The 23,654-nt window shown below is 42.3% G+C and carries 19 protein-coding genes and 1 pseudogene; 12 read left to right on the forward strand and 8 right to left on the reverse strand.

The window, feature by feature from the left end; all coding sequences use genetic code 11:
• Positions 1–101: 101 nt before the first annotated feature.
• Together AC5FX4_RS15995 and AC5FX4_RS16000 are read left to right on the forward strand one after the other, a co-directional pair.
• Positions 102–2,774, forward strand: coding sequence for an insulinase family protein (locus AC5FX4_RS15995; protein WP_493607332.1), 2,673 nt, complete (start codon positions 102–104; stop codon positions 2,772–2,774).
• A gap of 83 nt (positions 2,775–2,857) precedes the next feature.
• Entirely contained in the window at positions 2,858–5,110 is a 2,253-nt protein-coding gene (locus AC5FX4_RS16000; protein ID WP_493607836.1) for a sensor domain-containing protein, read from the forward strand.
• A gap of 9 nt (positions 5,111–5,119) precedes the next feature.
• Here the strand turns inward: AC5FX4_RS16000 and AC5FX4_RS16005 are convergent, their stop codons facing one another.
• Positions 5,120–5,299: a hypothetical protein gene (locus tag AC5FX4_RS16005; RefSeq protein ID WP_493607333.1), complete on the reverse strand. Its 180-nt coding sequence runs from the start codon at positions 5,297–5,299 to the stop codon at positions 5,120–5,122.
• Positions 5,300–5,851: 552 nt separating this feature from the next.
• Here AC5FX4_RS16005 and AC5FX4_RS16010 point away from each other — a divergent pair.
• Positions 5,852–6,253, forward strand: coding sequence for an MmcQ/YjbR family DNA-binding protein (locus AC5FX4_RS16010; protein ID WP_493607334.1), 402 nt, complete (start codon positions 5,852–5,854; stop codon positions 6,251–6,253).
• Positions 6,254–6,424: 171 nt separating this feature from the next.
• A complete protein-coding gene (locus AC5FX4_RS16015; protein WP_493607335.1) occupies positions 6,425–7,420 on the forward strand; it encodes a 6-phosphofructokinase in 996 nt (331 codons plus the stop codon).
• On the opposite strand, the gene nhaD is transcribed toward AC5FX4_RS16015, so the two are convergent.
• Complete coding sequence (nhaD, locus tag AC5FX4_RS16020; RefSeq protein WP_493607837.1) at positions 7,412–8,788, reverse strand: sodium:proton antiporter NhaD; 1,377 nt, start codon at positions 8,786–8,788, stop codon at positions 7,412–7,414. The genes AC5FX4_RS16015 and nhaD overlap by 9 nt on opposite strands.
• Before the next feature lie 283 nt (positions 8,789–9,071).
• Positions 9,072–10,010, reverse strand: coding sequence for a polyprenyl-phosphate transporter (locus tag AC5FX4_RS16025; RefSeq protein ID WP_493607336.1), 939 nt, complete (start codon positions 10,008–10,010; stop codon positions 9,072–9,074).
• A 168-nt stretch (positions 10,011–10,178) separates the two neighbouring features.
• Between AC5FX4_RS16025 and AC5FX4_RS16030 the strand changes: the two genes are divergently transcribed.
• Entirely contained in the window at positions 10,179–11,021 is an 843-nt protein-coding gene (locus AC5FX4_RS16030; protein ID WP_493607337.1) for a DUF3530 family protein, read from the forward strand.
• A 1-nt stretch (position 11,022) separates the two neighbouring features.
• On the opposite strand, the gene djlA is transcribed toward AC5FX4_RS16030, so the two are convergent.
• The 3 genes from djlA to AC5FX4_RS16045 are packed head-to-tail and all read right to left on the reverse strand — an operon-like array spanning position 11,023 to position 13,512.
• Positions 11,023–11,862: a co-chaperone DjlA gene (gene djlA, locus AC5FX4_RS16035; RefSeq protein WP_493607338.1), complete on the reverse strand. Its 840-nt coding sequence runs from the start codon at positions 11,860–11,862 to the stop codon at positions 11,023–11,025.
• Positions 11,852–12,529 carry an N-acetylmuramate alpha-1-phosphate uridylyltransferase MurU gene (gene murU, locus AC5FX4_RS16040; protein ID WP_493607339.1) on the reverse strand — a complete coding sequence of 226 codons (678 nt, stop codon included), beginning with the start codon at positions 12,527–12,529 and terminating at the stop codon, positions 11,852–11,854. Before murU ends, djlA begins: the two co-directional genes overlap by 11 nt.
• Positions 12,526–13,512, reverse strand: coding sequence for an aminoglycoside phosphotransferase family protein (locus AC5FX4_RS16045; protein ID WP_493607340.1), 987 nt, complete (start codon positions 13,510–13,512; stop codon positions 12,526–12,528). Before AC5FX4_RS16045 ends, murU begins: the two co-directional genes overlap by 4 nt.
• 114 nt (positions 13,513–13,626) lie before the next feature.
• Here AC5FX4_RS16045 and lptD point away from each other — a divergent pair, with 114 nt between their 5' ends.
• The 7 genes from lptD to AC5FX4_RS16080 all read left to right on the forward strand — a co-directional run bounded on the left by lptD (position 13,627) and on the right by AC5FX4_RS16080 (position 22,298).
• Positions 13,627–15,870, forward strand: a complete 2,244-nt coding sequence (lptD, locus tag AC5FX4_RS16050; RefSeq protein ID WP_493607341.1) for an LPS assembly protein LptD — start codon at positions 13,627–13,629, stop codon at positions 15,868–15,870.
• A 16-nt stretch (positions 15,871–15,886) separates the two neighbouring features.
• Positions 15,887–17,179 carry a peptidylprolyl isomerase SurA gene (gene surA / locus AC5FX4_RS16055; protein WP_493607838.1) on the forward strand — a complete coding sequence of 431 codons (1,293 nt, stop codon included), beginning with the start codon at positions 15,887–15,889 and terminating at the stop codon, positions 17,177–17,179.
• 6 nt (positions 17,180–17,185) lie between these two features.
• Positions 17,186–18,184, forward strand: a complete 999-nt coding sequence (pdxA, locus tag AC5FX4_RS16060) for a 4-hydroxythreonine-4-phosphate dehydrogenase PdxA (RefSeq protein WP_493607342.1) — start codon at positions 17,186–17,188, stop codon at positions 18,182–18,184.
• The gene (gene rsmA / locus AC5FX4_RS16065) at positions 18,181–18,987 is read left to right on the forward strand and encodes a 16S rRNA (adenine(1518)-N(6)/adenine(1519)-N(6))-dimethyltransferase RsmA (protein ID WP_493607343.1); all 807 of its coding nucleotides are present in this window, start codon (positions 18,181–18,183) and stop codon (positions 18,985–18,987) included. The genes pdxA and rsmA overlap by 4 nt, the downstream gene beginning before the upstream one ends.
• Entirely contained in the window at positions 18,971–19,360 is a 390-nt protein-coding gene (gene apaG / locus AC5FX4_RS16070) for a Co2+/Mg2+ efflux facilitator ApaG/CorD (protein ID WP_493607344.1), read from the forward strand. The genes rsmA and apaG overlap by 17 nt, the downstream gene beginning before the upstream one ends.
• Before the next feature lie 5 nt (positions 19,361–19,365).
• Positions 19,366–20,166, forward strand: a complete 801-nt coding sequence (locus tag AC5FX4_RS16075) for a symmetrical bis(5'-nucleosyl)-tetraphosphatase (protein ID WP_493607345.1) — start codon at positions 19,366–19,368, stop codon at positions 20,164–20,166.
• Between the two features lie 116 nt (positions 20,167–20,282).
• Complete coding sequence (locus AC5FX4_RS16080) at positions 20,283–22,298, forward strand: methyl-accepting chemotaxis protein (RefSeq protein ID WP_493607346.1); 2,016 nt, start codon at positions 20,283–20,285, stop codon at positions 22,296–22,298.
• 112 nt (positions 22,299–22,410) lie between these two features.
• Here the strand turns inward: AC5FX4_RS16080 and AC5FX4_RS16085 are convergent, their stop codons facing one another.
• Both AC5FX4_RS16085 and AC5FX4_RS16090 read right to left on the reverse strand, forming a co-directional pair.
• Complete coding sequence (locus tag AC5FX4_RS16085; protein ID WP_493607347.1) at positions 22,411–23,079, reverse strand: hypothetical protein; 669 nt, start codon at positions 23,077–23,079, stop codon at positions 22,411–22,413.
• A 189-nt stretch (positions 23,080–23,268) separates the two neighbouring features.
• A pseudogene (locus AC5FX4_RS16090) lies at positions 23,269–23,496 on the reverse strand (transposase); the annotation flags it as partial.
• Positions 23,497–23,654: the final 158 nt, after the last annotated feature.

The raw sequence follows: 23,654 nt of genomic DNA on the forward strand, positions 1-23,654 counted from the left end.
TTCGCTATATTAAAACAAATGCAGAATAAGTATAAAACGAAATCAGCTTTAGCTAACTGTAAACTTCATCCACTCACACTCTTTGTATCGGCGGCAACAATTTGAAAGTTAGTAATAATGATAATCGCACATATCGCAGACTCCAACTCGACAATGGTCTACAAGTCTTGTTGGTCTGTGATCCTCATAGCGATAAATCTGCCGCCGCACTTACAGTGAACGCAGGCCACTTTGATGATCCTAGTGATCGACAAGGTATGGCTCATTTCCTAGAACATATGCTATTTTTGGGTACGGCGCAACACCCTACCCCCGGTTATTTTTCCCAGTTTGTAAGCCAAGCCGGAGGTCAAAGTAATGCATGGACTGGCACCGAACACAGTAGCTATTTTTTTGACTGCGCAAGTGAACAATTTTTTCAAGCTTTAGGCCTTTTTGCTGAATTCTTTATAGAACCGCTTTTAGACGCATCTCAAACGGAAAATGAACGGAACGCTATCGATGCGGAGTTCAAAATGAAAATAAAAGATGACGGGCGCCGCATCTATCAAGTTCATAAAGAAACCGTCAATCCTGCCCACCCGTTCTCCAAATTTTCCGTGGGAAATAAAGAAACCCTAAAAAATGGTGCACAATGCATTGCACAAGAAGTGCGCGCATTTTTTAATCTGCACTATCAGGCTCAATGGATGACATTAGTTGTTGCTGGGCCGCACTCACTTGACGAATTAGCCATGCATGCTGAGCATGCTTTTTCAACTGTGAAGGGTACCAAAAGTGCCAAATCCAAAATCGCAGCTCCTTTATACCGAGAGCAAGATTTGCGCTTACTACTGCATATTGCGCCTCGCAAGCATATGCAAAAACTGATCGTTAGTTTTGCTATGGCAGGCATAGACGACCTTTATAAGCATAAAAGTGTCAGTTTTTTAGCGCATTTACTCGGTTATGAGGGAGAAGGCTCTCTTTATTCTATTCTTAAAGGCCAAGGCTGGATCAATGCACTTTCCGCAGGCGGCGGAATAAGTGGGAGCAACTTTAAAGACTTTAATGTCAGTTTTGCGCTCACCGATGAAGGGATCGACTATTACGAAGATATCATCGAGATGCTGTTTGAATATATCGCCTTAGTCAAGGCGCAAACGGCAAAGTTACCTCGTCTTTATAAAGATAAAAAAACCCTGCTAGATATTGCATTTAATAACCAAGAGCCTTCTCGCCTAATTGATTGGGTAAGTAGCATTAGTGTAAATATGCATCACTATGAGCCAGATGATTATTTATATGGCGATTATCTAATGCAGGGTTTTAATGAAAAAATACACCAAAAGCTGTGTAGCTACTTGCATCCTAACAATATGCGCGTGGTGCTTATTCATCCAGATGTAGATGCTCAACTGAAAGCTAAGTGGTACCACACTCCTTATCAAATTGAACAACTCAGTCAAGAGTGGCTAAACGCATTATCAGCTATCAATACGCCTTTGCCTGAGATGCTACTACCTAAGATAAATCCTTACTTGCAGGTTGAGAACCAGCTATTTGATATTACTGACAAGCAACGCACTCCCTCGCTTTTAAAAGACAAACCAGGGTTTGCCTTTTGGTTCAAACAAGATACGACGTTTCGAGTCACCAAAGGTCATTTTTACATTGAGATAGATTCATTGTGCAGTATAAAGAGCACTAAGCACATGGCACTGACCCGATTATTTGCCGATTTGCTCATGGATAGTATGGCCGAACAATACTACCCGGCAGAGTTAGCGGGCTTGAACTACCATATTAACTCTCACCAAGGCGGATTAACGCTACATACCGCCGGTCTGTCAGGTAACCAGGTAACCCTTGCTTTGCAGCTCGTGGAGCACATGCTTCATACCTCAATTAGTGCCACTCGCTTTGCTGAATACAAAAAGCAACTGATCCGTCACTGGAAAAATCACAATCATAATAAACCAGTCAGTGAATTATTCAGTATTCTCGGCGCAAAACTAATGCCGTGGAACCCTGAACCTATTGCTCTTGCTAAAGCACTCAAAAATATTAGTTTTAATGAATTTTGCCAGTTCCGAACAGCGTTTTTTAGCTCAGTTCATATCAAAGCCTTCTTACACGGAAACTGGCAACAGCCACATGCATTGAAAATGCAAAAAAAGCTGCGAAAACTGTTTGCGCACAGTGAAATATTGGAAGACTTAAAGCGACCTCTTAATGTTTTGGATTCAAATACTCAAGAACATGTTGAGCGCGATGGATGTGAACACGCGATGGTATGCTACATCCAAGCTTTAACTGATGATGTTTTCGAAAAAGTGGCTCTGATGATGCTCAACCAGCTCATAAGCCAAAATTACTTCGAAACATTGAGGACTCAACAACAGTTAGGTTATCTTGTTGGCGCTGGTTATGCCCCTTTTAACACAAGAGCGGGCATTGCTTTTTATATTCAGTCACCACAGCACAACAGCCAAACATTATTGAGCAGGCATGCACAGTTCATCACACAATTTGTGGCACAATTAGATAATTTAGATACTCAAACGTGGCAAGAGGCATTACAAGCGTTACGATTACAGGTTGCCGAAAAAGATAAAAACCTACGTTTGAGAGCACAACGATTGTGGATAGCCATTACCAATGACGATCATCAATTTGATATGCAAAAAAGACTGGTGGCACAAATCGATAACCTCCAAAAAGACATATTTGTTTCATATATAAAAACGATCTTTGAAGAAGACCATCCTAAAGTTGCACTTACTTGTAACTAAAATCTCAACAAACCATCGAAATCTCTTTGACTCTGTAGCGTGCTTCATTTAGATTAAGGCGTGCAACAATGAGTCATGCATCTATGAAAAAAAACACGATAAAAACAATTTTCGCTATGATGCTGTTGAACTCAGTGCTCAGCGCACCTCTTCTAGCACTTACGATTAATCAACAGCTTTCCAGTCTAGATCCGCTATTAGTGAGCGTTTTTGCGCTATTCTCATTTGCGATTGCTCTACTCGTTTTCAAAAATGCCAAATTAAAAAAGACCCATTCTATACTCAAACAATCTGAACAAAGGCTAAAAAGCACGGTCGAGGGCAGCGGTGATACACTGTGGGACTGGAATATTGCAACAGGTGAAGTGGTGCGCATTAATGACAAGTTTATGCTCAACAAAAGCAAGTCAACGCACTTTATTCCCAATGCAGAGCGAATTCATCCACAAGACTTGCCGACGGTTAACAAATTACTCAAACAGCATTTTTCAGAGAAAAGCGCCTTTTTCGAGGCTAGTTATCGCTTAAAAGATAACTTAAACCAATATCATTGGGTACTCGATAGAGGAAAGATCATAGAGAAGGACCATAACCTTAACCCAATGAGGATGACAGGTACGGTACGCGATATCAGTCATTTAAAAAGCACCGAGGAGCGCCTCAACCTATTCGCCAAATGTGTTGAGTCCCTCACGGATGCGATTGCCATTTACGATCATCGCTTTAAATTGGTTGACGTGAACCCAAGTTATTTGCGGTTATTCGGCGGTACGCGTGCGCAACATTTAAGTAAAAGATTCACCCTACCGGGATACGACGAAAGATATATCAACCAAGTGATCACTTCTCTACGTGAAACCGAACATTGGCAAGAGGAGTTACGACTGCGTAATCACAAAGATGTTTTACTCCCTATTGAAGTGACAATAGACGAGATTAAAAATAGCCATGGTCAGATCACCAACTATGTCGTAGTCTATTCAGATCTCACCGAACGTAAAAAAGCCCAATCTCAATTGCATAACTTGTCGAATAGAGACCGCACTACGGGCTTACCTAACCGCAACTTGTTTTTTACTAATCTTAAAAAGCTAGCGGAACAAGATATTCATCATGCCTTACTGGTTTTCGACCTCGATAACTTTAAAAAAATTAATGATTCATTAGGTCACCAACTGGGCGATAGCTTGCTAGCGAAGTTAGCAATGAGATTAAATAAGCTGGCTCGACAAAAGGATACATTCTATCGACTGGGTGGTGATGAATTTGCGCTTGTGATGACAGGAACAAACGACATTCATACCATCACTAGAACTGCTAAACAATTTCTGGCCGCGATCGCGACCCCGTTTAAGCTCTCAAATCATGAATTGGTCATCACGTCTTCTGTCGGTATTGTGCTGTTTCCAGATGATGGCGCAACACCTGAAATACTGCTGAAAAATGCCGATACCGCGATGTATCATGCAAAGCAAAGGGGCAATCACTACTTGTTTTTCAACGATTCAATGAATGAGCAAGCAGTAAAACGATTGCAAATTGAGAATTTGATGCGCTTTGGCTTAAAAGAGGATCACTTTGTAGTCTACTACCAGCCCAAACTGAACATAAAAACAGGTCGACTAGTGGGTATGGAAGCTTTGGTGCGTTTTATCACACCAAAGAAAGGCATTATCAGTCCGGGCGTCTTTATTCCTATTGCGGAGGAAACAGGCCAAATCATAGAAATTGGTGAAGTTGTGCTTGATAAAGCTTGTAGAGACGTTAAACAGTGGATAGATCAGGACTTATTTGATGGCAGAGTCGCCGTTAATTTATCCGCTAAGCAATTCAGCTTACCCGATCTAACGACGCGGATAGATGTGATCCTGCAGAAAAATCAACTTCCTTCATATTTTTTAGAGCTGGAAATTACCGAAGGTACAATCATGGACGATCCACAAGAAGCAATTTCAATCATGCGCTCACTCAGTGCCAGAGGCATACACTTGGCCATTGATGATTTTGGCACAGGGTACTCTTCATTGGCTTACCTTAAGCAGTTTCCACTGAACACCTTAAAGGTCGATAAAGCGTTTGTAGATGACTTACATTCCGATATAGGCCGTAATATGGTCGACTCTATTGTTACGATTGCCCATAACTTAGACCTGCATGTTGTCGCGGAAGGTGTAGAAAAAGCGGAACAGTTAGAAATGTTAGAGCAGCTAAACTGCCAAACGGCACAAGGCTTTTACTACTCAAAGCCGCTTTCAGCTAAAGAATTTACCGTCTTCCTTCAAGCGCAAAAGAATAGAGAGAAAGGCACTGTTCCAAAGCTCGCTGTAGTGAACTAATAACCAGTATTACGCGCGCCAAACACAGCTTTGTGCCATTTGTGTACGAACCCATGCCCTACGATGATGTACTCTGAAAAGATACCAAGCACAGGGTCCACACATCGCACCAGCAATCACCCAGCGCTTAACTGGCATACCCTTTCTAACGGCTTCAATGTACAACAACGCAGCGCCCATGAGGGACATCAATAACCACACCATAATAGAACAAACCACCGAACAGCAAAATTGGGCGCAGATGCTAACAAATAGCTCGCATTTTGTACAGCCAAACAATTATTGTTGCAAAATTTTGTATTATTTCATTTAATAGCATCTCAATTTTGTGCCTAGTTAACAGAATTATTCAGAATAACTAGATAGTCTGATGATTATTAAAATATTTATTTTCAAGGCAACTATACTGCACTAAAAATTGAAACCAAGAAGTATGATTTAACGTTAGCCGCATTTTTGTTGGACTCATCAGGAAGTATTTCCCTCAAAGAGTCACATAGTTGCAATACTAAAAAATGAAAACGTCGGCTCTAACGCATCATGAAATTAGTGTCAAAAAGGCAACTAACTGAATATGAACGATTTCATTTTGTTGCCAAGCACTAGTAATTTCATGGATGTGTAACAAGTAGACTATTTTTCAAGCTGTTTCTTAAAACGGCAATTACAGTATTCGCGTAATAGCTGCTAAAATTAAGTCATGTTGTTTTAAATTATTTAGTTACGTCAAGGACACGGTCAATGGATCAAAAAAGCGTACACGACTATTTGCAGAGTAAACCTGCTACGTTTATCACTCAGCCGTTTGCACAAGATATAGACGTCTACAAAGTCCAGCATAAGATGTTTGCAACCCTGTCAGAAGGGAAAGAAGGTCAAGTAGACGCTAACGGTGAGTTAGTCTGGTGGCTTAATTTGAAGTGCGATCCTGATGAGGCTTTGTTACTTCGAGATGAGTTCCCATCAATCGTACCCGGCTACCACATGAACAAACGTTTGTGGAACACGGTTATTTTGGACGGTTCAATACCTGAAGAAAAAATTAAAGAGATGATAGATACATCGTATAACATTGTTGTCGATAACCTACCAACTGCGCAAAAAGAAGAATTAGCAAAATACGTCAACACTGACGATAAGTAATTTCGGATTGGCCTCCCTCGCTTTAAGCGAGGGCCATTTCTTTTGCTTCATAAATTTTCACTCCAACTCACCTTCAAATTTGTTATAGCTCAAAAAAAAGTGTAATCACGCTTAAGCTCTGTGTACATTTACTTATAATCAAACCAATGCTATCGGGTTCAAGGATAAAAAATGAAGAAAGTTGCGGTATTAACGAGCGGTGGTGACGCGCCAGCGATGAATGCAGCCATTCGTGCAATTGTATTAAGTTGCCGTTTTTACAACATCCAATGCGTTGGATTTTACCATGGCTACAATGGCCTAATTGACGACCAATATATTGAAATCACAGAGTTTGATATTAACCCAACATTGCAGCAAGGTGGCACGATTTTAAAAAGCGCGCGTTGTCATGCCATGCACACACATGACGGCGTATTACAAGCTTGTAATACGCTGCGAAAACACGAAATTGATGCGCTTATTGTTATCGGTGGCGATGGTTCACTCAAAGGTTTACAAGCCATAAAACAACATTGGAACAAACCTGTCATCGGCTTACCAGGAACCATAGATAACGATTTAAGCGGCACAGACAACACCATTGGTTTTGCTACAGCCGTCAGCACTGCAACTCATGCGATTGACAAAATAAGAGACACCGCAAATGCTTTTGAGCGGATCTTTATCGTGGAAGTGATGGGGCGTCACAGTGGACATATCGCATTTAACGTTGGGTTGGCGACAGGTGCCGAGGCGATTATTTCTTTTGAAAATTTTTCACCCGAACAATCGGGTAGCAAAATTCAACACTTGCTTAAAGCAGTGGAAAAGCAGCAACAGACTCACGGTAGTTTTTTGATTGTTTTGGCTGAAAACCTCTGGCCAGGGGGCGCACAAGCACTAAAAGATAGCCTAGCTACAGAAGGAGCCGTTGACAGCGCAATTTGTATCTTGGGGCATATACAACGCGGCGGCTCGCCAGTGCCTGAGGATCGAAACTTAGCAACAGAATTAGGGCTTGCAGCCATTGAAGCACTCAATCAAGGTCTAGACAATGTAATGGTAGGCAAAGTTGCCGGGGCGATAACATACACAAGCTTAGCTGAAGTGATATCTACAACTAAGCCCGTTAATCAACAATGGGTCACAGCCCACGAGCAGCAACTGACTCAGTATCTAAAATAAGCTTGAATTGAGCCACATGTGCGTTAGGACACTTGCTGCATATCCTAACGCGATGACTGGCGCCCATTTCAAATGCCCGAAGAAAGTATAATACCCTCTTGCTTGTCCCATCAATGCAACCCCTGCGGCTGAGCCAATCGATAACAAGCTACCACCAACACCCGCAGTTAATGTTATCAACAACCATTGCCCCTGTGACATCTCTGGTTGCATAGTCAGCACAGCGAACATAACCGGAATATTATCAATAACCGATGAAACAACCCCAAGGAACACGTTTGCGCCCGTTGCCGACCATCCGCCGTAAAGCACTTCGGATAGCAAGCTCAAATAGCCTAAAAAGCCTAAGCCCCCAACACACATGACGATACCGTAGAAGAACAGCAATGTATCCCACTCGGCTCTTGCAACTTTATGGAAAATGTCAAATGGCACCATGCTACCGAGTAAATCTATCCGTACTTGGTCGCCCTCACGCAATGCCGTGTTACGCTGACGCTGTAACGTCATACGCAAGTAATAGCCAAAAAACTGTAAATAACCAAGCCCCATCATCATACCCATAACAGGCGGCATATGTAGGAGACTGTGACATAACACAGCCGTTAAAACAGTTAACAGGAACAACCCAAGAATCCTTCTTGCACCACGTTGCAATGTAACTGGTGCATAAACAGCTGAAGGCCTTTTTTTCTCAACAAATAAGCTCATCACCGCCGCAGGAATGATGTAATTAACCAACGATGGAATAAGAAGGGTAAAAAACTCATTGAATTGCACCATACCAGCTTGCCAAACCATCAACGTGGTTATATCCCCAAACGGGCTAAATGCACCACCCGCATTAGCCGCAATCACAATATTGATACAACTGAGATTTATAAAGCGCTTATCCCCTTCAGCTACTTTCATGACGACAGCACACATCAATAATGCCGTGGTTAAGTTATCTGCAATGGGCGATATAAAGAAAGAGAGAAACCCTGTTATCCAAAACAAGCTGTTATAACTAAACCCACGTTGGATCATCCATGCTCTTAATGCATCAAAAACTTTGCGCTCTTCAAGGGCATTAATATAGGTCATTGCGACGAGCAAAAATAACATTAGCTCGGCAAATTCTAATAAATTATGCCTAAAAGCATGTTCCGTAACGTGAGGAATATCATGAGTGACATAATAAATACTAATGATGATCCAAATAATACCCGCAGCAACTAGAACAGGTTTAGACTTTCTCAAATGGAGCTTTTCTTCAACCATGACGAGTGCATATGCAAGGACAAAAATAACAATGCATACTATGCCCAAGTTGGACGAAGTTAAATCCACTCTCTCGCTACCGCTGGCCCATGCAGGCACTGCCATGCATGCTAACATAATCCAAAACAAGCTAAACTTGTGACCTAATCCGCCCATGTCCGTGCCACCCTATCGTTATGATTATTATTCAGTAAAAATACTGGTAGTAAAAACATAGCACGGATTGCGTCAACGTCGACTATTTTTCTTGCATAACTAGTAAGTTAACTTTTAAAAAGACGAAATATAGTAGTCAAATAGCGGGAAAGGTAAATTGTGCTGAACACCATTGGGAACAGCACATATCAGTCTGATTTATAAATAAATAGTTTGTATATTGGCGCAAATATTACTGATCACGACTCATCTTTTCAATCATCAAAATGAGCAACAAACCTGCAACTGCCAATGCAATACACACGAGCGTTTGAGGCTCAACTCCCGTTACGCTTGCAAACTCCATCGGGCTAATATTTTTCTGCAACAGCGGCTTTTCAACACCGTGAGAATTGGTATAAGTCGATACGACCTGTTTCCATGGCCAAAGCAAATTGAGTGACCCAAGTAAAAAACCAGCCAGCAAAGCAAAAGTTAGCTGTTCAAACTTTGCTAGCAACCAAGACAAAAAGCGAGAAAACAGCATTAATCCGCACACACAACCTACTATAAACAATCCAACCAGCATGACGTCTTTTTGTGTCACCGCAGACAACACATGGCCGTACATGCCCATTAGCAATAAAATAAAACTTCCTGAAATACCCGGTAGTATCATCGCACACACTGCGATAGCACCCGCTACAAAAAACATCCACCAATGAGGTTGAGCTTCAGACGGAGCGATGGTAGTGATAACAAAGGCAATAACTGCGCCTAGAAGACAGCTGACAACCGCTTGCCAATGCCAATTTTTGACTTGTTTTGCCACATGCACAAAAGAAGCGACGATGAGTCCAAAGAAGAATGACCAGACCAGTAACTGGTGATTGTCCAAAAGATAAGTAATTAGCTTGGCCAGTGACGCCGCGCTGGTGATAAGACCTGAAAATACGGCTAACAGAAAAGCGCCATCTACATGCTGCCAACAGGCTTTAATCCCCTGGGTTCTGAGTATATTTAATGCTTTGAGATCAAAGCTTTTTAATGCATTGAGAAAACGAGCATAAATACCAGTAATAAATGCAATTGTACCACCGGATACACCAGGCACGACATCAGCAGCGCCCATTCCAGCTCCTTTTAAAAATAGCCATAAGTAGTCTTTTTTTGAATCCAAATGTTGTGCCACTCACAGTACTCCATAATTATTTTGCGCCTAGTTTAACTGATTTGCTCAACAACAGACAGCAACGGCTTTGAAGCGGCTAAATTAATCAACAATTTAAGCTAAAAAAAACGCCAAGATTGCCGATATAGCATTTAGCTTATTTGTTATCTTCAAGGTGTGCCTAACGCTATGCGTACGTTTATGCTTTTTATTTGTGCTCTGCTCAGTTGCGCGTCTTTTAAAAGCGATGCTGAAAGAGCCGCTTTCATCATGCCTCCAGCTAGAACTGCAATAGAGCAAAATGATATTAAAGAACACTTTTCTGAAGAGCGTATTATTAGCTTAGATACCGAAAATGGTGAAGTGATGGCACTTTTTTCTCCGTACATGAGTGCATACAAGCGGGGGATTGTTATATTACTTCCAGAAGCCGAGCATACACCTTTGTCACCCCATAGTTCGGGCTATTTATTTGAATCACTGACCGACGACGGGTTTGATACCTATACGCTTCAAACACCCGAACTAAACTGGCTAGCCGATGCGTTTGACCCATTAAACGATGGTAAGTTACCACAAGAAAACACAGGTTGGTCGGAAGCGGTGCTTAATGATTACAAAAAGCGTTTAATCGCCAACTTTGAGGCGCTTTATGCTCAGTTACAAATGACCAGTAAAGAGCAACTGGTTGTTATTGCAGAGGGCGTTAGCGCTGGCGTTTTTTCTGAACATCTCGCCTCTCTGCCCAACCTTCGTATCGATGCATTTGTCGCAATCAGCGCTCAGTTACCCAACAGTGAGCGAAACAAACACCTGCCCGCGATTATTTCATTAGTCAGTCCGCCGTTACTCGACGTTGTCTACTCTCAAGACAATGATACTATCTTGAGAAGCGCCGAGCAGAGAAAACGCTGGGTGAAACGCAACAGTAAATTTGACTACCGCCAGCGTGAATTGTTTGGCGCCAGTACCGAAATCAGGCAGCACCAGCGCTTGCGCAAGGAAGTTGATGGATTCTTGAGGCAACTATAAATTAGCTTGCTTTTTTCAAGTATTCATAAGCCGATTGAATATCTTGGCTTTTGCGCTTAGCAACTTCCATCATATGTTCTGGCAACCCTTGAGAGACTAATTTGTCGGGGTGATGCTGCGCCATAAGCTTTCTATATGCCCGCTTAATATCTTTCTCCGTCGCATTACTTGATAAACCTAACACCGCCAAGGCCTGCGTTTTAGAAAAAGCGGGCTCAGAGCTTGCGGTTTGTCTATGCTGTTGTCTGTATTGTTGCTGTTGGCTCTGTTGATGTTGTCGAAAGCTAAATTCTGCTTGGTAACGCTTCAGGATAAATTTAAAGTGCGTCGCGGAAATACCAAGGTATTGACTCACTTTTTGCAGTAACTGTTTTTCACTGGCTGCAAGATGACCATCCGAAAACGCCATTTGAATTTGGATCTCTAAAAACAATTGAACTAAATCGTAACGCCTTGCAAACACTTCTTTAAAATCAGCGATCGCTTCTTTTAATTTGAAATCTTGTTCTTTCCCAGCACGAAATGCATTTTGTGCCTCGGTTCTGTCCTCTCCATGTAACCCCATTTCATCCATAAATGCGGTCGCTGCACGAATATGAGTTTCGCTGACTCGCCCATTTGACTTTGCGATATGCCCCATCACCGCAAAACAACTGGAAAAAAACAGTGCCTGTCGCTGATGTAAATCGTCTCCACTGAAAAAACCTTGAAAGCCACCGACCTTGTCAAAGCTTTGTTTTAAGCTTTTATCAAACATATGACCAAGCCAAAACCCCAAAATAGCGCCTAACCAACGGCCAAACATAAAACCAAAACACGTGCCTAGTAATTTACCCCACATGCTGCTGCTCCTGTTCGAGGTTTATCTGTGCTAGGCGTTCTGGCGTACCAATATCACTCCATTGCCCCAAATAAAGCTCGGTCGACACCTGTCCGCTTGTGAGCCCTTCACGTAACATAGGACCTAAAGGAACAAAGCCACCTGCCTGCTTTTCAAAAAATGATTTGTGATACAAACCAATGCCAGCAAAGGTATATTTCTGTTCATTATGGGGTTGACTCGCCAAACAAAAATCTCCGTCAGGGTGATGTTCAGGGTTCTCAACCAACACGATATGTGCTTGCGCTTCAAACAGCTGTAACTGCAGCATCGCGCTCACATCATAGTCAGTAAAAATATCGCCGTTAATAACAACAAACGTATCGTCCTCTTGGCATAATTGGGCTAACGCATTAATGATACCACCCGCTGTTTCAAGGCCGCCCTCAGGCTCTTGACTATAGGTAATTTTTATTCCAAATAGCGTGCCATCAGCAAAAAACTGCTTTATTTTCTCGCCTTGCCATGCAAGATTTATTACCACCTCTTTGATGCCAGCGGCTTTTAACCGCATCAAATGATAATAAAGCAATGGCTTTCCAGCCACTTCTAACATCGGCTTTGGTAACTCAGCCGTGAGCGGCATCATTCGTTTACCGCGGCCTGCGGCAAGGATCATGGCTTTCATTCAGTTATCAGGTCCAGCTTGGCTTTTACTTTTGGCATTATGTCATGGCGCAACCAAGTTTCAAGCCATTGAAATGGCTCGTAACACTTTGCAACTTCGCAGACATATTCCAAAGTAGGTAATACATCTTTGAGATATCCCGATTTCCCATCACGTATCAACAGTCGACAAAAAATACCGGCCGCTTTTAAATGCCTTTGCATACCCGTTAAATCGAAGTAGCGACAATACGACTCAAAGCTCATGTTATCGAGCAACTCGGCGCTATTTAATTGGGCATAACTGACTTTTTGCAAACGCTTGAATAGCTCGTCGGGTAACTTAAAATAACAGTCTCGCAATAAAGAGACAGCGTCATAAGTCACCGGCCCTTGCACAGCATCTTGATAATCGATTAGTGCCCACTGCGTATCTACATACATGATGTTTCGACTATGAAAATCTCGATGCATGGTCACTTGTGGCTGCGCCAGCATATTACTCACAAGCTGTTCTTTCAGGTTTTGCCACTGACGTAGTGGCAGGTTTTGCTCATCCAACCCCAACCATTCGAGCAATAACCACTGCCAGAATATATCCATCTCCATCGCAATAAAATCGGCATCGTAAGGCTTCATGCTGGCCGATGCTGGTGTACCTGCTATGTGCGGTAAAAGGCTTAAGACATCTTCGTAATCATGTTCGAGTGATGACAGTTGCAACCTATCTGCCAAATGCGCCTGACCTAAATCTTCTAAGAGCAAAAAGCCATGTTCAAGTTCGGTATAAAGAATGCGAGGCACACGTAAACCAGCGTCACTAAAGCATCGATTTAACTCAACAAAAGGCGCATTGTTTATTTTGCTTGGGTCCGAGTCCATTACAATATAGCGCTTCTGAGCAGACTCCACTCGATAGTAACGTCGAAAGCTCGCATCACTAGTTATTGCGCACCAGTCATAGGGGTCTGTTGAAAAATACCGCTGTAAAAAGCTCTCTAACATGCTTTGTCTATTTTGCTCTTTTGTCACAAAATTCCACTCTTAATTACTGTATTTCACTAAGTTTTACTTTATCATGTCTTGCTTAATATCAATAATGGCGTTCAAGGTTAATCAATGACTAAAACATGGGGGGCCATCGCGGTAGTATTTGCCAGTACCAATGCGATAGCCGGAACAGTACCTGCACCAAAACTCTGTAGCGAATACTTACAACCCAAAAATTGGCAGCCCTTGAGCGCTTTACCTAAAGACGCGATCGACATCCAAGCGGATGATGTTGAAATGCAAGGCAAAGACAGTGCTGAATTTTCTGGTAATGTTGAAATAAATACCAACAAAATGTCGCTACAAGCCAGCAGTGCACTCATTGATAAAAAACAAAGTTTACTTAACGCAACTGGCCCGCTTAATTATCAAGACCCTTTTACTTACGTAAGAGCCAATGCCTTATACGCAAATTTAAATAATAACGAGATAAGCTTACTCGGTGCTGACTATCAACTTACTCAGCAGCAAGGTCGTGGTGGAGCAGAAAAACTCTCGGCTTCAGATAAACAAGTCGCATTGATCAACTCCAGTTTTACAACCTGTCCATCCGACAAACCATTTTGGGCACTTGAAGCAGACAACATCACTCTATCCAAAGAAGAGGGCTGGGGTGAAACACATAATGCCGTGCTTAAAATACTCGACGCACCAGTTTTATATATCCCCTACTTCACGTTTCCCATTGATGATAGAAGGAAATCGGGACTGCTTATGCCCAAGATTTCTCCTTCTAGTCACTATGGCTTAGAAATCGCGTTACCTTATTATTGGAATATCGCGCCAAACTATGACGCAACAATCACACCAAGGTACATGGCGAATCAAGGGGTTCAGCTCATTACCGAGTTCCGTTACCTTACTGAACAGCATCAAGGCTTGTTAGGTGTTGAATTTTTAGAAAAGGATGACTCAGAACCAAGTTTAGATGAACGTTACTTAGTTCATTGGAATCAACAAAGTTACCTCAGTGAACAATGGCGTATGAGCGTTGATGTCACCAATGTCAGTGATGATAACTATTTGACTGACTTGAATTCTGATTACGCGAATGAGACAGGTACTCAGCTTGATAGAACGGGTGTGCTTAGCTACTTGGGTTCGCACTGGTTAACAGACATCAAACTGCAAACATTTGAAGTATTGGGTGACCACACCGAGTCTTATGCCGCGTTGCCACAAATTAGTTGGAGAAACCGCTCAGCTTACAATGTATATGGTATCGACTTTGATCTTCAAGGTGAGTTAGCGCATTTTCAAAATGATACATTACAAATCACAGAAGCAACGCGATTTCATATTGAGCCGAAAGCCAGTTATAAACTTAACGAATATGCGTGGTCATTCATAAGTGAACTCAGTTTGCTGCACACCAGATATAAACAAAAAGGTGACTTACAAAATACACCTTATGAAGAAGACGTATCTCGCACGTTGCCAAAGTTACGCATGCATGCGCAACTGAACTTTGAAAGAGATACGGCGATGTTCGTTAAAGAGGGTATTCAAACACTTGAGCCACAAATTCAATATTTATATACCCCAGACAGAAATCAGCAAAACATCGCGCTATACGACACCACTAAAATGCAGGACGATTTTCATGGCTTGTTCCGAGAACAACGCTTTTCTGGTGTTGACCGAATTGCTGAAGCGAACCAGATAACACTGGGCGCGACAACACGAATTTTTGATGACAAAAACCAAGAGCGGTTTAATTTCAGCGCTGGACAAATTATCTATCTTGAAGATGACGTAAAGCCAAGTGCACAGAGCTTAGACAATCAAACAAACTACAACGCCTTGTTTGCAGCTGAAACCATGATACATTGGCATAGACGTTGGTACTTCTCTGCAGGAGTACAGTATGATGCAGATGCGAAAGATATCATCGAATCTCACACCACTATCGATTACAAAGGAGATAAGAATAAGCTGGTTCAATTGAACCATCGTTATGCAAGCGATGTCTCAGGATATGAAATCGATCAAGTGGGTCTTTTTACCAGTTTACCGATAAATGATAACTGGCAGATGGTAGCAAGCTATCATCGTGACCTGACAACAGCCAGAAGCGTTGAGGTATTTGCAGGTGTGCGTTACGAAAGCTGCTGCTGGGCAATTCAAGTAACAGGTAAAAGACAGATCGAAACAGATTTAAACCGAACTATAAATCAAGATGTAAAGTTTGATAGCAGTATAGATATTAGCTTTGTACTCAAAGGTCTAGGTGGTAAATCAAAATACGATATTAACAAGGTCTTACAGCAAGGTTTGTTCCACTATCGTCGCCCCTATTTTTTAAATAATTGATAAATATTAGAATATGATGAATTTTAAGAAGTTGTTATTGACAGCCCTGATTGGGCTTGGGTTTAACCAAAATGCGCTTGCCGAGCGAGTTGAAGTAGACAAAGTGGTTGCCGTTGTAAACGATGGCGTTGTTTTACAAAGTGAAGTAGAACAAATCATTTCACGTGTAAAGGAACAAGCGAAACAGCAAAACACCGAATTGCCGTCTGATAAAACATTACGCATTCAAGCCGTTGACCGCTTAGTTGACCAAACGCTGATGTTACAACTAGGTGAACGCATGGGTATGGAGATTTCCGATGCGCAACTTGATCAAACCTTAGCCAGCATCGCTGCAGAACAAAGTGGTACCATCGCTGATCTACGTCGCACCGTAGAAGCAAGTGGTGAAAGCTTTGCGCAATATCGTGAACAAATTCGTAAAGAGATCACGATAAGCCAAGTACGTCGCGCTAACGTGGACCGCCGTGTTTATATCAGTCCTCGAGAAATTTCCAATCTACAGGAAATATTGGCCAAACAAACCGGTAACTCTGAAGAGTTCGACCTAGGTCACATTTTAATTAAGATCCCAAACAAAGCGACCCCCGCAGAGATAGAAGATGCACGCACGCGAGCCGACAAAGTAATTGAATTCTTAAATGAAGGTAAAGAGTTTAAGCGTATTGCAATTGCATCATCTAGCGGCGCAAAAGCTCTTGAAGGTGGTCAGCTTGGCTGGATGGGTATCAACGAGATGCCATCTCTATTCGCAGAAGCGGTAAAAGGTCAGAAAAAAGGGGATATTATAGGCCCTGTGCGCTCTGGTGCTGGCTTCCATATTCTTAAAATACAAGATATTCGTGGTAGACAAGTTGTTGAAACCACAGAAGTTCGTTCACGTCACATATTAATCAAACCGTCCATCATCTTGAGCGAAGAGAAGGCTCGAGACATGCTAACAGGATTTGTTAAAGACCTTCGTGAAGGTAAAGCTGATTTTGCGGAACTTGCTAAAAAGCACTCAGAAGATCCTGGCTCTGCGCTAAAAGGCGGCGAATATGATTGGACTGATCCAACAACATATGTTCCAGCGTTTAGAGATGCACTATTGTCATTGAATAAAGACGAGATCAGTGAGCCATTTAGAAGCTCTTACGGGTGGCATATCGTGCAGTTACTAGATAAACGCGTAGCCGACAAAACGGAACAAGCTAAGTTAAATCGTGCTCACGGTCTGCTTTACAACCGCAAATTTAAAGAAGAAGCCTTCAAGTGGCAAAGCGAGATCAGAGAACAAGCACACATTGATATTTTCCCGCAAGAGTAATGATAGATGACTAAGTGTTTAAGAATTGCCATTACGCCGGGAGAACCTGCGGGTATTGGTCCTGATTTAGTAATTAGGCTCGCTCAAAAGAGCTGGCCTGCTCAGCTTGTGGCCGTTGTTGACAAATCGGTAATGGAAAAACGAGCAACTGAACTGGGCATGAGCATTAATATGCTTGAGTTCGATGCGAGCGATGTACCCGCACCAGCGCCTGCTGGTAGCCTCTATTATCTTCAAGTTGATAAAGGCAGCGATGTTGTTGCTGGCACTTTAGACGAGAAGAATGGCCAATATGTACTTGAAACACTGCGCTTGGCCTCTGAGAAAAACATGGATGGCACCTTTGACGCCGTTGTCACAGGTCCTGTTCATAAAGGCATCATCAATCGTGCAGGTATTTCATTTAGTGGTCATACTGAATACTTCGCGCAACAATCCAATACAGCGGATGTCGTCATGATGCTTGCTACTGAGGGATTGAGAGTTGCCCTTGTTACGACCCATATTCCGCTAGAATATGTGTCAAAAGCGGTAACATCGGCGCGTTTGAGCAAAGTTGCGACTATTTTACATCACGACTTACAAAGCAAGTTTGGCATTGAAGATCCAAAAGTGTTGGTGTGTGGCCTAAACCCACATGCTGGAGAAGGCGGCCATCTCGGCCGTGAAGAAATTGATACTATCTCGCCTACACTGGAATCGCTTAATCAACAAGGCATGAAATTTATCGGTCCATTGCCAGCCGATACCCTATTCCAAGCAAAATATTTAGATAATGCCGATGCTGTGCTGGCTATGTATCACGATCAAGGCTTACCTGTGTTAAAATATAAAGGATTTGGTAATTCGGTGAACATTACCCTTGGATTACCCTTTATACGCACCTCAGTTGATCATGGTACCGCGCTTGATTTAGCTGCAACAAATAACATTGAGGTGGGTAGTTTTGATTTAGCGATCCGCGAAGCTATCAAGCTCGCCACTGAAAAAGCACAGAGTTCATGACAGACAAAGTACATTTGGGCCACCGCGCCCGTAAACGTTTTGGCCAAAACTTTTTAAACGATGACATGATCATCGATAAAATAGTGACCGCCATTGACCCTAAACCAAGTGATAACCTGGTAGAAATTGGCCCGGGTCTTGGTGCAATCACCGAGCCTGTTGTCGATTTAAGTGGCCACCTGACGGTGGTAGAACTTGATAAAGATCTGGCAGAGCGTCTGATCCATCACCCATTTATGGGGCCCAAGTTAACCGTGCATCAAGGCGATGCAATGAAGTTTGACTTTTCTAGTCTTATCAAAGGTGATGAAAAGTTGAAAATCTTCGGCAACCTGCCCTATAACGTGTCAACACCGTTATTGTTTCACCTGTTCGAATTTGCAGACAACGTAGAACACATGCACTTTATGCTGCAAAAAGAAGTTGTGAAACGTATGGTTGCAAGCCCTGATTCAAAAGCATTTGGTCGCTTAAGCGTCATGACACAATATTACTGTCACGCAATGCCTGTCATTGACGTACCGCCTGAGTGCTTTAAACCTGCGCCAAAGGTTGACTCAGCGGTAATACGTTTGCTCCCTAAAAAGCCGGAGCAACGTACTGCTAAAAGTACTAAGTTGCTCAATACCGTCTGCCTAGAGGCATTCAATCAACGCCGTAAAACGTTGCGCAATAGTTTATCTAACTTGCTAAGCAGCGAAGAATTAGAAAGTTTAGGGGTCGATCCAGCCAAACGTGCTGAGAATCTATCACTTGCTCAATTTATCGATATAGCTAATTGGATTTATGACAACAAGCAGTAATTTAGGATCTCCAATTAAGGTTTCAGTAGAAACCTTTTATGTGGAGGCGCAATCTCAACCCGAAAAAGACAAGTATGTTTTTGCGTACACGATTACCATTAAAAACCACAGTTTGTGTAGCGCCAAGCTACACAGCCGATATTGGTTAATTACAGATGCTAATGGTAAAGAAACGGAAGTTGAAGGCGAAGGGGTCGTTGGTGAAACACCTACGATTGGTCCTGGCGAAAGTTATAAATACACCAGTGGCGCAGTATTAGACACACCACTGGGCACAATGCAAGGCCATTACGTCATGCGCAATGAATTTGGCAGCGAATTCAAAGCCCCGATTGATGTATTTCGCTTAGCCTGCCCTAATATTTTACATTAGTTGTTATGGCTCAATACGCGATCGGCGATTTACAAGGGTGCTTCGCACCCTTTATGCAACTACTTGATATGGCAGATTTTAATCCCAGTAAAGACCATTTATATCTCGTTGGTGATGTAATTGCGCGAGGGCCAGACTCCCATGCCTGCCTAGATTTTTTGTACCAAAATAGACATGCCGTCACGATCACCTTAGGCAATCATGACCTCCACTTTCTCGCTTGCACGGCATTAAATAAAGCGCCTAACCCAAAAGATCAACTGGATGCTATTTTCGCCAGCAACAAACTTCCACAGTACATTGAATTTTTAACAGCACAGCCATTGGCACTATTTTTACCTAAGCTCAATACCTTTGTTTCACACGCAGGAATTCATCCGAGCTGGTCAGTAGATGAAGCGCTCGAATATGCCGAGTTTGCGCAGCAATGCTATCAATCGGAACAAGCTCAATATTTTTATAAAAACATGTATGGCGAACATCCGAGCCAACCACTTTCCCAATTAGACGAAATAGATAAATTCAAAGCCATCGTTAACGTATTCACTCGCATGCGTTTTTTAACACCTGACGCGCAACTCAATTTAAAACAAAAAGGCCCTGCGGGTTCTGCTGAACAACTCACACCTTGGTTTAAACATGAACGCTTTAAGCGTGATAACACACGTTATGTATTTGGTCACTGGGCTGCGCTAGAAGGGAAAACAGACTTGAAAAATATCATTGCGCTTGATACCGGATGTGTATGGGGTGGACCGATGACATTGATTGATTTATTTTCCGGTGAGCATTTTTCAAGCAAATAAGGTAAACTAGCGCAGTTTTACTGAATTTTTTAGTCACATCTGCTATAAAATACTTAACTTATTCGTCATAAAACCGATAAGTTATTCAATCCTATTAGTAAATTTATGGAAACTGTATGAACTTGACTGTAAGCCAAAGAATTTGGGGTGGCTTTATATTTATCACCCTTTTACTGCTGTTAATTGGCGGAAACTCGTTGCTCAGGATTGCCAACATCGATCAATCAACTCAATTAGTCAACACCCTCTCCCTTCCAGCACTAGATAAAAGTGCAGAGTTGCAGGTTGAGTTTTCTTTAATGAGTAAGATGGCGCAAGGCACTTTCTACACTCAAGTTGCTACGGAACTAGATTCGCTGAAATCACAGTTCGAAAAAAGACGGAAGACGTTTGAACAAAGCCATGCTCAACTGCAACAAGTAGTAAGTAATGACCCTAAGCTGTCGAAAAGTGCCAACGATGTGGGTAGAACTTTTGAAACCTTTATTGCGTCTGTTGAGAGCTTACAAAAAGACAAAGCGTTGGAGTTGAACTTGCGTAAAACACTCAAAGTGCAGCTTGAAAATATCGAACTCAATGCGGAAGATGCTACCACAGCGGTACTTGATATTATCGATTTAGAAGGCCTAAAAGAGCAAAACTCTCGTGCTTATCAAGCCGCAACGAGCATGGAAAATAATTTTTCTTCTGTGGTTACTAACGCCACCGACATGCTGGCAATAGACAACTTGAATACCTTATCTATCGTTAAAAAAGATCAAAGCTACTTAGTCGAAGAACTTGGTCGCAACATGGCACTCATGAAAGGCCCGGTTGAACAACTGGATGCTGATTTGTTTGCAGATCTTGAATCCTACTACAAAGAATTGGAAAAGCAGCTTTCGGGTAACAACAGCCTGTTCAATAACAAAAAGCGCTCGATTGACGCAACAGAAATGACACGAAAAGAACTACAAGATGCGGAACGCGCAACGACCGCCGCCTTAAAGCAACTAGACGAATTGTTAGATGAAGCCAGTAAAGTAGCATTTGACCTACAACAAGAAGTACAAACAGATGTCAGTAAAGCAAACATTTGGACTTGGGCGGGTATGATCATCGCTACGTTAATCGCGATTGGTGTTGCTTATATCACAGTAAACCTGATCACTAAGCCGCTTGCGGAGGTAAACCGCGTGCTTACCATCGTTGCCGGTGGTGACATGACGCAAAGACTGGATGATACGGCAAAAGATGAATTTGGCGAGCTTTCACGCAGCTGTAATACACTCATTAGCAGTCTTCGTGAATTGATCACAGGTATCGTATCTCGCTCGACACAACTAGCAGCGGCATCAGAACAAACCTCAACCATTACCAGTGAGTCAAGCCAAGCCATTCGCGACCAACAAGCACAAGTTGAACAAGCAGCAACAGCAACCACACAAATGAGTAGTACCGCGCATGGTGTGAGCAACAGCGCGCATCAAGCATTGCTTGAAATTAAAAATGCCGACAAAGAAGCTGAGCGAGTTAAAGGTATCTCTCACGAGAACAAACACACCATTGAACAACTTGCACGTGAAGTAGATGAAGCATCCGGTGTTATCAACAAACTGCACCAAGATAGCGCTTCTATTGGTGGCATCTTAGATGTAATTAGAGGTATTGCTGAGCAAACCAATCTACTGGCGCTGAACGCAGCCATTGAAGCGGCCCGTGCCGGTGAACAAGGCCGTGGTTTTGCTGTGGTAGCTGACGAAGTACGTTCTCTTGCCAGTAAAACACAAGAATCGACCCAAGAGATCCAATCAATGATTGAGTCACTGCAAGCCGGTGCAGAAGAAGCGGTACGCGCCATGTCTAAAGGCAAGCAACAAGCTGAATCTTGTGTGGAGCAAAGCGATTTGGCCAACGAGGCGCTTAACTCTATTACACTCGCGGTATCACAAGCCCATGATGTGAGTGAAGAGATCTCAAATGCGGCAAACGAGCAGCAGCAAGTAGCACAAGAAATTAGCGAGCGCTTAGAGTCAATCGTATCCATTGCCGAACAAACCGCTGAGGGCGCAAGCCAAACCTCAATTTCAAGTAGTGAAGTCGCCAAACTGGCCGAAGAACTACGCCAATCGGTTGAGCAGTTTAAGGTGTAATATCAGCCTTTTGCTAAACATAAAAAAGCCGCGAAAGCGGTTTTTTTATGTTTGGTGAGATCTAGTTAAAGGAAAATTAGAAGTTTTGTTATTCCAATAATGGTTTTAGATTTTAATGATCTCTCATATTTACTTCCTTTAAGCGGCAACCAAGTTCGTGAACAAAACCTATGAGAAATTCCTCAATGATCACCTTATGAGCTCTTTCCATGAAAGATATGATTGAGTTTTCACTCAACATGTCATCTAAGTCTTGAGCTAAAAATTTGGCAGGTTCATTTGTTAATAAACAACTGTCTATCCTTGGTAACCTACGATGCTTTGTGATGTCAACCAAGCCTTTCAATTCATTGAATATATCACTTTTGGTAAGCATCTCTAATTTGTCCGCTAAATCTATTAATGTCGAATCCTTTAAAGATGCTTTAGCTGGCTTCCATTGTACTCTCTCTCTAAAATCAAGATCGTTACTCAAGAGATATAATATTAAAGGTAAGCTATCTATTAACGCATGCAACGCCCTAAAAAATGCAAAGCAGTTTGCTTCAAATACACACCTATAATATTCGGGGTGTTGAATATCAATACTCTTGGGTAATATTCCAAACATTGCTTCTTTGTGCATCTTAGTAGCATTTTTAAACTCCTGATAATGATACCAGCAATGGTCCATATGTCTTTTGACACTTAGCAAAGCAATGCTGAGCTCTTGATATTGATCCGTATTCTTTTCAACCAAAGACAGTATATCATTGATATTAAATGATTTATTTTCTCTCACTTTCGCTATCCCAATATATCCTTACTGCTGTTCAAGTTCACAGTGTGTCAGCTCCATTCTTTCGTTTAGTTCATACTTTTGGTTTTCATCTCTCTGTTTGAACTGTGAAAAAATGGCACTATTTTTTTGTTCGAAATCTGAGGTAATTTCATATACCCCCAGGGTGAGAGCATACTTCGTTAACAACCATTAACCGAAGATAAGCTCTGCCCTAAATTCATCGTCAAAACTAGCCCCAACGCATTTACCAAGTATCGAATCTTTACGGCCCGTGTGCTGTTTTACCAGATTGCGAACAACCCGTCTGAATAGCGCCATATTTTCCGCAGAAATCGGCTCACTTATCTGACAGGCATCTTCTTTAAACACCACGTCCAACACCCAGTGCTGTTGGTTCTCGATGTGCCAATGATGGCGTGGCTTCGCCACTTATCCGACCTACTTTGATAAAGAGTAGGTTAGATAAGCCGAAGGCGCCATCCAACAATCTGGTGACAAATATGCTGCACAATAAAACTCCCTGCGCCGCTGATTAATACCACGCCCACAAAAAAACCCGCCGAGGCGGGTTTTAA

The organism is Pseudoalteromonas sp. ATL1, assembly GCF_058933015.1.

Bases quoted from the DNA above. Each gene is read 5' to 3' on its own strand.
- AC5FX4_RS16030 (WP_493607337.1), top strand. From the start codon at position 10,179: ATGCGTACGTTTATGCTTTTTATTTGTGCTCTGCTCAGTTGCGCGTCT.
- murU (WP_493607339.1), bottom strand. From the start codon at position 12,529: ATGAAAGCCATGATCCTTGCCGCAGGCCGCGGTAAACGAATGATGCCG.
- surA (WP_493607838.1), top strand. From the start codon at position 15,887: ATGAATTTTAAGAAGTTGTTATTGACAGCCCTGATTGGGCTTGGGTTT.
- AC5FX4_RS16075 (WP_493607345.1), top strand. From the start codon at position 19,366: ATGGCTCAATACGCGATCGGCGATTTACAAGGGTGCTTCGCACCCTTT.
- djlA (WP_493607338.1), bottom strand. From the start codon at position 11,862: ATGTGGGGTAAATTACTAGGCACGTGTTTTGGTTTTATGTTTGGCCGT.
- pdxA (WP_493607342.1), top strand. From the start codon at position 17,186: ATGACTAAGTGTTTAAGAATTGCCATTACGCCGGGAGAACCTGCGGGT.
- AC5FX4_RS16000 (WP_493607836.1), top strand. From the start codon at position 2,858: ATGAAAAAAAACACGATAAAAACAATTTTCGCTATGATGCTGTTGAAC.
- AC5FX4_RS16010 (WP_493607334.1), top strand. From the start codon at position 5,852: ATGGATCAAAAAAGCGTACACGACTATTTGCAGAGTAAACCTGCTACG.
- AC5FX4_RS16080 (WP_493607346.1), top strand. From the start codon at position 20,283: ATGAACTTGACTGTAAGCCAAAGAATTTGGGGTGGCTTTATATTTATC.
- apaG (WP_493607344.1), top strand. From the start codon at position 18,971: ATGACAACAAGCAGTAATTTAGGATCTCCAATTAAGGTTTCAGTAGAA.
- AC5FX4_RS16015 (WP_493607335.1), top strand. From the start codon at position 6,425: ATGAAGAAAGTTGCGGTATTAACGAGCGGTGGTGACGCGCCAGCGATG.
- lptD (WP_493607341.1), top strand. From the start codon at position 13,627: ATGACTAAAACATGGGGGGCCATCGCGGTAGTATTTGCCAGTACCAAT.
- nhaD (WP_493607837.1), bottom strand. From the start codon at position 8,788: ATGGCAGTGCCTGCATGGGCCAGCGGTAGCGAGAGAGTGGATTTAACT.
- AC5FX4_RS16045 (WP_493607340.1), bottom strand. From the start codon at position 13,512: ATGTTAGAGAGCTTTTTACAGCGGTATTTTTCAACAGACCCCTATGAC.
- AC5FX4_RS16005 (WP_493607333.1), bottom strand. From the start codon at position 5,299: ATGTCCCTCATGGGCGCTGCGTTGTTGTACATTGAAGCCGTTAGAAAG.
- rsmA (WP_493607343.1), top strand. From the start codon at position 18,181: ATGACAGACAAAGTACATTTGGGCCACCGCGCCCGTAAACGTTTTGGC.